Annotated in this window: 9 protein-coding genes and 1 pseudogene; 5 read left to right on the top strand and 5 right to left on the bottom strand. The window is 74.6% G+C overall.

Going from position 1 to position 11,771, the window contains the following annotated elements; translation table 11 throughout:
- Positions 1-28: 28 nt before the first annotated feature.
- The 3 genes and pseudogenes from EDF32_RS15070 to EDF32_RS03015 all read left to right on the top strand — a co-directional run.
- Positions 29-497, top strand: a pseudogene (locus EDF32_RS15070) (ATP-binding cassette domain-containing protein); the annotation flags it as partial.
- A gap of 113 nt (positions 498-610) precedes the next feature.
- Positions 611-2,041, top strand: a complete 1,431-nt coding sequence (locus EDF32_RS03020; RefSeq protein ID WP_370449909.1) for an ATP-binding cassette domain-containing protein — start codon at positions 611-613, stop codon at positions 2,039-2,041.
- Positions 2,042-2,103: 62 nt separating this feature from the next.
- Positions 2,104-3,408 carry a UDP-glucose/GDP-mannose dehydrogenase family protein gene (locus EDF32_RS03015; RefSeq protein ID WP_123307028.1) on the top strand — a complete coding sequence of 435 codons (1,305 nt, stop codon included), beginning with the start codon at positions 2,104-2,106 and terminating at the stop codon, positions 3,406-3,408.
- Positions 3,409-3,435: 27 nt separating this feature from the next.
- Here EDF32_RS03015 and EDF32_RS03010 read toward each other — a convergent pair whose 3' ends face one another.
- From EDF32_RS03010 to EDF32_RS02990, 5 genes are all read right to left on the bottom strand, one after another.
- Positions 3,436-4,581 carry a CynX/NimT family MFS transporter gene (locus tag EDF32_RS03010; protein WP_233565652.1) on the bottom strand — a complete coding sequence of 382 codons (1,146 nt, stop codon included), beginning with the start codon at positions 4,579-4,581 and terminating at the stop codon, positions 3,436-3,438.
- A gap of 118 nt (positions 4,582-4,699) precedes the next feature.
- On the bottom strand, positions 4,700-5,206 hold the full coding sequence (locus EDF32_RS03005; protein WP_123307026.1) for a MarR family winged helix-turn-helix transcriptional regulator: 507 nt from the start codon (positions 5,204-5,206) through the stop codon (positions 4,700-4,702).
- Positions 5,207-5,382: 176 nt separating this feature from the next.
- Positions 5,383-7,713, bottom strand: a complete 2,331-nt coding sequence (locus EDF32_RS03000; RefSeq protein ID WP_123307025.1) for an FdhF/YdeP family oxidoreductase — start codon at positions 7,711-7,713, stop codon at positions 5,383-5,385.
- A complete protein-coding gene (gene fdhD / locus EDF32_RS02995) occupies positions 7,710-8,618 on the bottom strand; it encodes a formate dehydrogenase accessory sulfurtransferase FdhD (RefSeq protein ID WP_123307024.1) in 909 nt (302 codons plus the stop codon). The genes EDF32_RS03000 and fdhD overlap by 4 nt, the downstream gene beginning before the upstream one ends.
- A 43-nt stretch (positions 8,619-8,661) precedes the next feature.
- Positions 8,662-9,957 carry an SGNH/GDSL hydrolase family protein gene (locus tag EDF32_RS02990; RefSeq protein ID WP_233565651.1) on the bottom strand — a complete coding sequence of 432 codons (1,296 nt, stop codon included), beginning with the start codon at positions 9,955-9,957 and terminating at the stop codon, positions 8,662-8,664.
- 102 nt (positions 9,958-10,059) lie between these two features.
- Between EDF32_RS02990 and EDF32_RS14970 the strand changes: the two genes are divergently transcribed.
- Both EDF32_RS14970 and fdhA read left to right on the top strand, forming a co-directional pair.
- On the top strand, positions 10,060-10,194 hold the full coding sequence (locus EDF32_RS14970; RefSeq protein WP_255414238.1) for a hypothetical protein: 135 nt from the start codon (positions 10,060-10,062) through the stop codon (positions 10,192-10,194).
- A 347-nt stretch (positions 10,195-10,541) separates the two neighbouring features.
- Entirely contained in the window at positions 10,542-11,765 is a 1,224-nt protein-coding gene (gene fdhA, locus EDF32_RS02985; protein ID WP_123307023.1) for a formaldehyde dehydrogenase, glutathione-independent, read from the top strand.
- The last annotated feature ends 6 nt before the right edge of the window (positions 11,766-11,771 follow it).

The following is an 11,771-nucleotide window of genomic DNA, read 5'->3' as shown; positions in this document are numbered from 1 at the left end:
GCGACCCCCACCCCACGGACGGAGCCCGATGGCCCACCTGCTCGGCGCCGACGAGATCAGCCTCGTCGTCGGCACCCGGACCCTGCTCGACGGCGTGAGCCTCGGCCTCGACGACGGCGACCGGGTCGGCGTCGTCGGCCCCAACGGCGCGGGCAAGTCCACGCTCCTGCGCCTGCTCGCCGGGCTGCAGGAGCCCGACGGCGGCAGGGTCACCCGCGTCGGCGGGTCGCGGGTCTCGATGCTCGTCCAGCGCGACGACGTCCCGCCGGGCGCGACGATCCGCGACCTCGTGCACGGGGACGCGGCGACGCACACGTGGGCGGGCGACGCCGGGATCCGCTCCGTGCACGCCGGGCTGCTCGGCGACCTCGACCTCGACGCCTCGGCCCTGCACCTCTCGGGCGGGCAGCGGCGGCGGGTGGCGCTCGCGGCCCTGCTCGTCGAGGACCCCGACGTGCTGTTCCTCGACGAGCCGACCAACCACCTCGACGTCGAGGGCGTCGCGTGGCTGGCCGAGCACCTGCGCGCGCGCTACGGGCGGCCGGGCGCGCGCGGGGCGCTGGTCGTCGTCACCCACGACCGCTGGTTCCTCGACGCGGTGTGCTCGCGCATGTGGGAGGTGCGCGGGGACCTGTCGGGCGCCGTCGACGGCTACGAGGGCGGGTACGCCGCGTACGTGCTGGCGCGCGCCGAACGGGCGCGCACGGCGCAGGTCACCGCCGAGAAGCGCGACAACCTGCTGCGCAAGGAGCTCGCGTGGCTGCAGCGCGGGGCGCCGGCGCGCACGTCGAAGCCGAAGTTCCGGCTCGACGCCGCCGCCGCGCTGATCGCCGACGAGCCGCCGCCGCGCGAGTCGCTCGAGCTGGCGCGCACGGCGACGAAGCGGCTCGGCAAGGACGTGCTCGACCTGGAGGACGTGACGGTGACGGTGCCGCTGCGCCGTGCACCGGTCTCCGCCGAGAAGTCGAACTCCGCCCCTGAAATCGACGATTTCGGGGCCGAATTCGACTTCTCGGCGGACCCGGCGGACGGGCCGGGCTCGGCGGACCCGGCGGACGCGGGCGTGCGGGTCCTGTTCGACGACGTCACCTGGCGCCTCGGCCCCGGCGACCGGTACGGCGTCGTCGGCGTCAACGGCGCGGGCAAGACGACGCTCCTCGCGCTCCTCGCGGGCCGCCGTCTGCCCGACGGCGGCCGGGTCAAGCGCGGCAAGACCGTCGCCGTCGCCGAGCTCACCCAGGACGTCGAGGAGCTCGACGAGCTCGCGCACCTGCGCGTCGTGGAGGTCGTCGAGCGCGAGCGGCGCACCGTCGTCGTCGGCGGCAAGGAGCTCACGGCGGCGCAGCTGGTCGAGAAGCTCGGCTTCACCAAGGAGCGCGCCCGCACGCCGGTGCGCGACCTCTCGGGCGGCGAGCGCCGCCGGCTCCAGCTCCTGCGGCTGCTGATCACCGAGCCCAACGTGCTGCTGCTCGACGAGCCCACCAACGACCTCGACACCGACACCCTCGCCGCGCTCGAGGACCTGCTCGACGGCTACCCGGGCACGCTCGTCGTCGTCTCCCACGACCGCTACCTGCTCGAGCGGGTGTGCGACCGGCAGGTGGCGCTCCTCGGCGACGGGCAGATCCGCGACCTGCCGGGCGGCGTCGAGCAGTACCTGGAGCTGCGCCGCGCGGCCGCCGCCGCCGCCGCCGGCGGCGACGCCCGCTCCGCCGGCGGCGACGTTCCGCGCCGCGACACGCCGGGCGCGGGCGGCGGAACGTCGCCCTCGGCGCAGGGCGCGTCGCCCTCGGCGGAGGGGGACGCCTCGGCGCCCGCGCCGAGCCCCGCCGAGCTGCGCGCCGCGAAGAAGGAGATCACCCGCATCGAGCGCCGGCTCGCCAAGATCGCCGACGCCGAGGCCCGCATCCACGCGAAGATGGCCGAGCAGGCGACCGACCACGAGGCCGTGACCGCGCTCGACGCCCAGCTGCGCGAGCTGGCCGACGAGAAGGACGAGCTCGAGGCCGCCTGGCTGGAGGCCGCCGAGATCGCCGGGTGAACTCCGGGCGAACTGTCGTCACGGCCCTGGCCCCGCGCCACCGGCGTCCCTAGGCTCGGCACGTGAAGATCTCGGTCGTCGGGTGCGGGTACCTCGGTGCGGTCCACGCGGCCGCGATGGCGCAGCTCGGCCACGAGGTCGTGGGCGTGGACGTCGACGCCGACAAGGTCGAGCACCTCGCCGCGGGCAAGCCGCCGTTCTACGAGCCGGGGCTCGCGGACGTCCTCACGTCCGCGGGCGCGACGGGCCGCCTGCGCTTCAGCACCGACGTGGCCGACGTCGCGGGCGCGGCGGTCCACTTCCTCGCCGTCGGCACTCCGCAGTCGACCACCGGGCTGGGCGCCGACCTCTCGCACGTGGACGCCGCCGTCGACGGCCTGCTGCCGCACCTGCGCCCGGGCGACCTCGTCGCGGGCAAGAGCACCGTCCCGGTCGGCACGGCCGCGGACCTCGGCGGGCGGGTCCGCGCCACCGGCGCCCTGCTCGCCTGGAACCCCGAGTTCCTGCGCGAGGGCCACGCGGTGGACGACACGATCCGCCCCGACCGTCTCGTCTACGGCGCCGACCCCGCGGAGGCCGACGACGTCGTGCGGCTCCTCGACGAGGTCTACGCCGACGCGATCGCGGCGGGCACGCCCCGCCTCGTGACGAACCTCGCGACGGCGGAGCTGGTCAAGACGGCCGCGAACGCGTTCCTCGCGACGAAGATCTCGTTCATCAACGCGATGGCGGAGATCGCGGAGGTCGCGGGCGCGGACGTCACGCAGCTCGCGGACGCGCTGGGGCACGACGCGCGGATCGGGCGGCGCTTCCTGGACGCGGGCGTCGGGTTCGGCGGCGGCTGCCTGCCCAAGGACATCCGGGCGTTCACGGCCCGCGCGGAGGAGCTGGGCCGCGGCGAGTCGCTGCGCTTCCTCACGGAGGTCGACGCGATCAACCTGCGCCGCCGCGAGCGCGTCGTGGACATGGCGGTGGACGCCCTGGGCGGCTCGGTCTTCGGCAAGAAGGTCGCTGTCCTCGGGGTGACGTTCAAGCCGGAGTCCGACGACGTCCGCGACTCCCCGGCGCTCGACGTCGCCGTGCGGCTCAAGGGCCTGGGCGCCGAGGTGGTCGCGACGGACCCGCAGGGCATCGACAACGCGACCGCCCGCCACCCGCAGCTGCTGTACACGCGCCAGACCGACGAGGCGCTGCGCCACGCGGACCTCGTCGTGCTCGTGACGGAGTGGCGTGAGTACCGCGAGCTGGACCCGGACGCCGTCGGGCAGCTGGCCCGCGGGCGCACGATCATCGACGGCCGCAACGTCCTCGACCGCGACGCGTGGCGCGCCGCCGGGTGGCGGTACGTGGGCATGGGCCGCCCCTGAGCCTGGGCGCGGGTGCCCGACGACGTCTCAGCGCCGGGCGGGCCGCGTCACCACGAGCCCGGCGAGGGTCATGGCGCCGAGCGCGCCGACGACGCACACGAGCGGCGCCGTCCACCCGCCGGTCGCGGTGTGCACGGCGCCGAGCGCGACGGGCCCGCAGGCGCCGGCGACGTAGCCGAGGGACTGCACGGCGGTCGACGTCCGGCGCGAGGCGGACAGGTCGCCGGTGCGCTGGACGATGACCGAGACGATCACCGTGTAGTTGCCGCCCTGGGCGACGCCCGCCGCGCACACCCACACCGGCCACAGCGCGGGGGCGAGCGCGAGGCCGACGGGAAGGGAGAGCCACAGCGCCGCGACGACGACGAACGTCACGCGCGGCGGCGTGCCACGGGTCGCGGCGATCGGCACGCCGACGGCGCCGGCGATCGCGGTCAGGCTGAACAGGGACGCCGCGCCGCCGGCGGCGGACTGGGCGACGCCGATGGTGTCGTGCAGGATCGACGGCAGCCACGCCGTGATGCCGTAGTACCCGAAGGTGTGGCCGGCGAACATCGCGACGAGCAGCCAGGTCAGCGGGCGGCGCAGGACGCTCGCGGGGGCGGCGGTCTCGGGCGACTCGTCGCCGGCCTCGGCGGGGGCGGGGCCCGGCTGCTCGACGCCGGGCCCGCGCGCACCGGGCTCGGGCGAGCCCGCCCGCCAGCGCGCGCGCCGGCGCACGGCGAGCCGCCATGGGACGTAGGCCAGGGGGACGAGGACGGCCCAGGCGGCGAGCGCCCAGCGCCACCCGACGGCGTCGGCCAGCGGCGCGGTCGCGGCCGTCGTGACCACCGCCCCGACGTTGAGCGCGGCGGAGTACAGGCCCGTGACGGTGCCGGAGGTGCCGTGGAAGTCGCGCTGCACGACGAGCGGGACGGCGACGTTCCCGGCGGCGATCGCGATGCCGATGAGCACCGTCCCCGCGAGCGCGAGCCCGTAGCCGCCCGAGGAGCGCACCACCGTCCCGACGGCGATCAGGCCGAGCGAGAGGCTGACCACCCGCTCGACGCCGAGCCGCGCGATGACGGTGGACACGAGCGGCGTCGCGACCGCGAAGCAGAGCACGGGCAGGCTGGTGAGCAGCCCGGCGGCGGCCTCGGTGAGCCCGAGGTCGCCGGAGACGTCGTCGACCACGGGGGCGAGCGCGGTGAGCGGGCTGCGCAGGTTGAGGGCGTAGAGCAGGACGGCGCTGAGCAGCAGGCCGAGGCCGCTCCCCGGCGGGAGCGCCCGGCCCGGCGCGGGGCGGGGCGCGTCAGTCGTCGAACTGCCCGCCGACGACGCGCAGCAGGTCGGCGAGGTCCGAGCGCTCCGCGGGGCTGAGCACGCCGAGGACCTGGTGCTCGACCTCGAGCAGGTCGCGCATCGCGGCGTCGACGGCGGTGCGCCCGGTGGGGGTGAGCTCGACGAGGATGCCGCGGCGGTCGTCGGGGGAGCGGTGCCGCTCGACGAGGCCGCGGGTCTCGAGGCGGTCGATGCGGTTGGTCATCGTCCCGCTGGTGACGAGCGTCTGGGTGATGAGCGCGCCGGGGGAGAGCCGGTAGGGGTCGCCGGCGCGGCGCAGCGCGGACAGGACGTCGAACTCCCAGGTCTCGAGGCTCCCGCGGGCGAAGGCGGCGCGGCGCGCGAGGTCGAGGTGGCGCGCGAGGCGGCTCACGCGGGAGAACACGGTGAGCGGCTCGACGTCGAGGTCGGGCCGCTCGCGCCGCCACGCGGCGACGATGCGGTCGACCTCGTCGTCGCGGCGCGGGCTGGTCTCCATGGTCGGATCGTATCGGACACGTCTCGACGTCAAGAGTCTTGCCTCGACGTCAAGAGTCTTGACGTCTCGCGCGGTGATCGGCTCCACCGCCGAGCGCGTCATGAGTCGGCCCATCGGCCCGTTCCGACCGACAGATGACGCGTTCGGCGGTGGCGGGGCGGGGAACCCCCAGAGCCTCAGGCCGGTTCGAGCCGCACCACGACCGCCTTCGAGACCGGCGTGTTGCTCTGCTCCGCCGTCGCGCCCAGCGGCACCAGCACGTTCGCCTCCGGGAAGTACGCCGCCGCGCAGCCCCGCGCCGTCGGGTACGCCACGACGCGCATGCCGGGCAGCACCCGGTCGACACCGTCGGAGAACTCGCTGTGCACGTCCACCGTGGCGCCGTCGGCCAGGCCGAGCCCGACGACGTCGTCCGGGTTGACGAGGACGACGTCCCGCCCGCCCTTGATCCCGCGGTAGCGGTCGTCGCGGCGGTAGATGGTGGTGTTGAACTGGTCGTGGGCGCGGATCGTCTGCAGCAGCAGGCGGCCCGGCGGGCACTCGACGGGGGCGAGCTCGTTGACGGTCAGGTGCGCGAGGCCGTCGGGCGTCGGGAAGGTGCGCGAGTCGCGCGGCCCGTGCGGCAGGAGGAACCCGCTGACGCGGCGGATCTTCGCGTTGTAGTCCTCACATCCCGGCACGACGCGGGAGATGTGCTCGCGGATCGCGTCGTAGTCGCGCTCGAGCGCGGCCCAGTCCACGGGCACCGGCACAGCCCCGTCGGCCCGCGCGGCGAGCACGGCGTGCGCCATCCGCGTGACGATCGAGACCTCGGAGAGCAGCCCGGGCCCGACGGGCTCGACCTTGCCGCGCGAGGCGTGCACCGCGCAGACCGTGTCCTCGACGGAGACGAACTGCTCGCCGGAGGCCTGCCGGTCGATCTCCGTGCGCCCGAGCGTCGGCAGGATCAGCGCCTCGCGCCCGACGACGGCGTGCGACCGGTTGAGCTTCGTCGAGATCTGCACCGTGAGGTCGGTGCGGCGCACCGCGGCCTCGGCCGCGCCGGTGTCGGAGATCGCGCCGACGAGGTTGCCGCCGAGCGCGACGAGCGCCCGCACCCGGCCCTCGGCCATCGCCCGCACCGCGCCGACCGCGTCCACGCCGTGCTCGCGCGGCACCGCGAACCCGAACTCGGCCTCGAGCGCGTCGAGGAACGAGTCGGGCATCTGCTCCCAGATGCCCATGGTCCGGTCGCCCTGCACGTTCGAGTGCCCGCGGATCGGCGACGCCCCTGCGCCGGGCTTGCCGATGTTCCCCCGCAGCAGCAGGAGGTTGACGATCTCCTTGATCGTCGGCACGGCCTTGGTGTGCTGGGTCAGGCCCATCGCCCAGGTGATGATGACCCTCTCGGCGCGCACGTAGCGGTCGGCGAGCTCGTCGATCTCGGCGCCCGTCAGCCCCGTGGCCGCGAGCACCGCGTCCTCGTCGAGGTCTGCCAGGTGCGCGCGCAGCTCGTCCAGCCCGGAGGTGTGCTCAGCGAGGAACGCGTGGTCGAGCACCGTCCCCGGTGCAGCGGCCTCCGCTGCGAGCACCCGCTTCGAGACCGCCTGCAGCAGCGCCATGTCCCCGCCGAGGCGGATCTGCAGGAACTGGTCGGCGAGCCGGGTGCCGCGCCCCACGAGCCCGCGCACCGTCTGCGGGTTCTTGTAGCGCATGAGCCCGGCCTCGGGCAGCGGGTTGACCGCCACGATGCTCGCGCCGTTCTGCTTGGCCTCCTCCAGCGCGGTGAGCATGCGCGGGTGGTTGGTGCCGGGGTTCTGGCCCATGATCACGATGAGGTCGGCCTGGCCGAAGTCGTCGTAGGTGATGGTGGCCTTGCCGACGCCGATGCTCTCGCCGAGCGCGGCGCCGGTGGACTCGTGGCACATGTTCGAGCAGTCGGGCAGGTTGTTCGTGCCGAACGCCCGCGCGAAGAGCTGGTAGACGAACGCGGCCTCGTTGGAGGCGCGCCCGCTGGTGTAGAAGGCGGCCTCGTCGGGGGAGTCGAGGCCCGCGAGCCGGTCGCCGACGATCGCGAACGCGCGGTCCCACGAGATCGGCTCGTACCGGTCGGAGCCGGCGGCCTTGTGCACGGGTTCGACGAGCCGGCCCTGCAGGCCGAGCCAGTGCTCGCTGCGCGTGAGCAGGTCCTCGATCGGGTGCTCGGCCCAGAACGTGCTCGGCACGACCAGCGGCGTCGCCTCCCACGTGACGGCCTTGGCGCCGTTCTCGCAGAACTCGGCGGGCTTGCGCCGGTCGGGGTCCGGCCACGCGCAGCTCATGCAGTCGAACCCGTCCTTGTGGTTCATCGACAGCAGCAGCCTCGCGGTCCGCACCGCGCCCATGCCGCGCAGCGCGGGGACGACGGCGTGGGCGATCCCCGGGATCCCGGCGGCCCAGTCCTTGGGGTCGCCCGCCCGAGGCTCGTCCGTCGTGCGCGCCCTGGTGTCCCGCGTGTCGTCCGTGTCCCGCGTGTCGTCCCGGCTCATGCCGCGTCTCCCGTCCTGTGCTGGTCGTGCGCGCCGGTGTGCCCGACGACGTCGTGCCCGGCCCCGTCGTCGACCACCCGCTGCCCGCCGGCGTAGACGACGAGCGAGGGGGCGCGGACGAACCCGACGAGCGTCAGCCCGGTCTCGGCGGCGAGCTCGGCGGCCAGGGACGACGGCGCGGAGACCGCCGCGAGGACCGGGACGCCCGCCATGACGGCCTTCTGGGTGAGCTCGAAGCTCGCGCGCCCGGAGACGAGCAGCACGGTGCCGCGCAGCGGGAGCATCCCGCGGGCGGCGGCCCAGCCGACCACCTTGTCGACGGCGTTGTGCCGCCCGACGTCCTCGCGCACCACGATCGGCTCCCCGGTGGCCGCGTCGAACAGCCCGGCGGCGTGCAGCCCGCCGGTCCGGGAGAACACGTCCTGGGCCGCGCGCAGCCGGTCGGGCAGGTCGACCAGCAGCGCGGCGTCGACGCGGACCGGGTCGTCGCGCACCTCGAAGGCGCTGCGGGTGCGGACGGCGTCGATCGACGCCTTGCCGCACAGCCCGCAGGCGCTGGACGTGAAGAACTCGCGGGCGAGCGCCGGGTCCGGCGGCCGCACGCCCGGCGCGAGGCCGACGTCGAGCACGTTGTAGGTGTTCTCCCCGGTGCCCGGCGGGCCGGGCGACCCGGCGCAGTAGCGCGCCCCGGCGAGCTGGTCGCCGTCGGTCACGAGGCCCTCGGAGACGAGGAAGCCGGTGGCGAGCTCGACGTCGTGCCCGGGGGTGCGCATGGTGACGGCGTAGGAGCGCCCGCCCACGCGGATCTCGAGCGGCTCCTCGCCGGCGAGGAGGTCTTCGCGGTGCGAGGTGCGCTCGCCGATCGTGATGCGCCTGACGCGGCGCCGGACGGTGACCCGGGGCATACGCCAGGCCTAGCAGACGGCGGCGCTGCACACAACGCCGGGCCTACAGCGCGCCGAGGTCGATGGCGTCGCCCATCGCGGCGTACCCGATGTCGTTGGGGTGCAGGTGGTCGCCGGAGTCGTAGACCGCGAGCATCCGGTGCGGGTCGGCCGGGTCGCGGACGGCGGCGTCGAAGTCGACGTAGCCGTCGTAGGCACGGGTCCGGCGGATCCAGTCGTTGACGCCCTGGCGGGCGGCCTCCTCGGACGCGTCGTACGTCGACCAGCCCTCGAACGGCGTGAGCGTGCCGCCCAGCACCCGGATCCCCCGGGCGTGCGCCATGGCGGCCATCCGGCTGAGCCCGGCGGTGATCTTCGCCGGGTCGAGCTGGTGCGGCTCCTGCTGGATGTCGTTGATCCCGAGCAGGACGATCACGGTCCGGACGTCCGTCTGGTCCAGGACGTCGCGCTGGAACCGGGACACCGCGGCGGGGCCGAAGCCGTCGCCGCCGTCGAGCAGGACCCGGTTGCCGCCGATCCCCGCGTCGACGACCCCGAGCGGGTGGTGGGTGGCGTTGAGCCGGCCGGCGAGGAAGTTCGGCCACCGGTGGTCCACGTTGTACGTCGACTGGTAGCCGTCGGTGATCGAGTCGCCGAACGCGACGACCGTGCCGCGCGCATGCGAGCCGGTGACGTCGACCCCGGTGACGAAGTGCCAGGCCTGGGTCTTCTGCGGCAGGGCGGCGGCCGACGTCGCCTCGGTCGCGTTCGTGCCGGACGTGAAGAACGAGTCCTGCTGCGCGCCGGGGTGGAACGTCATCGGTGTCGAGTACCCGGGCGTGTAGGTGGACACGAGCAGGTCGTGGTCGGCGGGGACCTCGAGCCGGACCGGGTCGCTGACCACGGCCCTGCCGGCCGGGATCGTGACCCGCTGCGTGCCGCGGAACTCCAGCGGGCGCATGGTGCCCGGCTGCACCTGCGCGGTGCCGGGGGTCGAGGGAAGGGCGACCGTCGCCTCGTCGACCACCAGCGGGGCCGTGCCGAACACGTTGGACAGGTGCACACGGACCGTCTTGCCGCCCACGCTGGTGTGCACGACGTCGCGGATCGTGCAGCTCGCGCAGCCGTTGTCGACCTTGCCGCTCGGGGACGTGCCCCAGGTCGCGACCCAGCCGTGGCTCGGCGCGGCCCCGTGGCTGGCCGGGGCGGCGTGGCTCGCCTGGGCCTCGTGCGGGTTGCCGGCGTCGGCGGGGGCGACGGCGCTCGCGAAGAGCGCGGCCGCGACGGCGGCGACGGGGACGGTGCGCCGCAGCCAGCTGCGGCTCGAGGGGCGGTGCTCCGGGCGGGTGGCAGCGCGCACGGCTGGTACCTCCAGGGTCGGGGCGGTCCCGCCCGAGGGCGGGACCGCGGTGACAGCGTTGTCAGGAACGACCGTAGGCCGGGTCGCGGCGGTCGGCAACGCGTGCCAGCCGGGACGGGTCTGCGGGGGATCGTGCGCCGGCTCGCAGCGCTCGACGGCACGCTGGTCGTGGACAGCCCCGCGGGCGGCCCGACCGTCGCGACCATCACCGTGCCGGGGGCGGCCGTCGCGGGCTGACCCGTGCGGCGCCACACCGCCGAACGCGTCGTTGGTGGGTCCGAAACGCGGAACCGGCCGACTGATGACGCGCTCCGCGGTGAGGCCCACCGCCGAACGCGTCGTTGGTGGGTCCGAAACGCGGAACCGGCCGACTGATGACGCGCTCCGCGGTGAGGCCCACCGCCGAACGCGTCGTTGGTGGGTCCGAAACGCGGAACCGGCCGACTGATGACGCGCTCGGCGGTGGGTCCGGCACGCTCGTCCGTGAGCCCTGCGCCGGCTCCACGATCTGCCGAAGTGCCGGGCGCGGCCTACCGTCGAGGGACCGGCTCAGACCGGGCCGGGCGTGCTCAAGGAGGATCACCATGGCGGACAGCAACCGCGCGGTCGCGTACAAGGGGACGGGCGAGGTCGAGGTCATCGACATCGACTACCCCACGTTCGAGCTGAAGGACGGGCCGGGGGTGAACCCGGCCAACGTCGGCCGCAAGGTCCCGCACGGCGTGATCGTCAAGACCGTCGCGACGAACATCTGCGGCTCGGACCAGCACATGGTGCGCGGGCGCACCACGGCCCCGAAGGACCTGGTGCTGGGCCACGAGATCACCGGCGAGGTCGTGGAGGTCGGGCGGGACGTCGAGTTCGTCAAGGTCGGCGACATCGTCTCGGTGCCGTTCAACATCGCCTGCGGCCGCTGCGACAACTGCAAGGAGCGCAAGACCGGGATCTGCCAGTACGTGAACCCGGACCGGCCGGGCAGCGCCTACGGGTACGTCGACATGGGCGGCTGGGTCGGCGGCCAGGCCAACTACGTCCTGGTGCCGTACGCGGACTGGAACGTGCTGCGCTTCCCCGACCGGGACCAGGCGCTCGAGAAGATCATGGACCTGACGATGCTCTCGGACATCTTCCCGACCGGGTTCCACGGCGCGGTGACGGCGGGCGTCGGCGTCGGCTCCACGGTGTACGTCGCGGGCGCCGGGCCGGTCGGTCTCGCGGCGGCGACGGGCGCGCTGCTGCTCGGCGCGGCGGTGGTGATCGTCGGGGACATGAACACCGACCGGCTCGCGCAGGCGCGCACGTTCGGCTGCGAGACGGTCGACCTGTCCGAGGGCGACCCGGCCGACCAGATCGAGCAGCTCCTCGGCGTGCCGGAGGTCGACTGCGGCGTGGACGCCGTCGGCTTCGAGGCCAAGGGCCACGGCTCCGACTCCGGGCACGAGGCCCCGGCGACGGTGCTCAACTCGCTGATGGACGTCACGGCCGCGGGCGGCGCGATGGGCATCCCGGGGCTCTACGTCACCGGTGACCCGGGCGGCGTGGACGAGGCCGCGAAGAAGGGCGCGCTCTCGCTGAGCCTCGGCACCGGCTGGGCGAAGTCGTTGTCCTTCACCACGGGCCAGTGCCCGGTGATGAAGTACAACCGCGGCCTGATGCGCGCGATCCTGCACGACCGCGTGCACATCGCGAAGAACGTCAACGCGCAGGCGATCACGCTCGACGAGGCCCCGCAGGGGTACGCCGAGTTCGACGCCGGCGCCGCGAAGAAGTACGTGATCAACGCGAACGGGTACCTCGACGGCAAGTAGCCGGCG

The sequence above is a fragment of the Cellulomonas sp. PhB143 genome, from assembly GCF_003752595.1.
Taxonomy (GTDB): domain Bacteria; phylum Actinomycetota; class Actinomycetes; order Actinomycetales; family Cellulomonadaceae; genus Paraoerskovia.
Note: the sequence above shows the minus strand (reverse complement) of the source record. Positions and strands in the feature narration are given on the sequence as shown.

What these genes read in the sequence shown, in the direction of transcription:
- EDF32_RS03020 (WP_370449909.1), top strand. Translation starts at nt 611, where the DNA reads ATGTGGGAGGTGCGCGGGGACCTGTCGGGCGCCGTCGACGGCTACGAG.
- EDF32_RS03005 (WP_123307026.1), bottom strand. Translation starts at nt 5,206, where the DNA reads ATGGAGACCAGCCCGCGCCGCGACGACGAGGTCGACCGCATCGTCGCC.
- EDF32_RS03000 (WP_123307025.1), bottom strand. Translation starts at nt 7,713, where the DNA reads ATGAGCCGGGACGACACGCGGGACACGGACGACACGCGGGACACCAGG.
- fdhD (WP_123307024.1), bottom strand. Translation starts at nt 8,618, where the DNA reads ATGCCCCGGGTCACCGTCCGGCGCCGCGTCAGGCGCATCACGATCGGC.
- fdhA (WP_123307023.1), top strand. Translation starts at nt 10,542, where the DNA reads ATGGCGGACAGCAACCGCGCGGTCGCGTACAAGGGGACGGGCGAGGTC.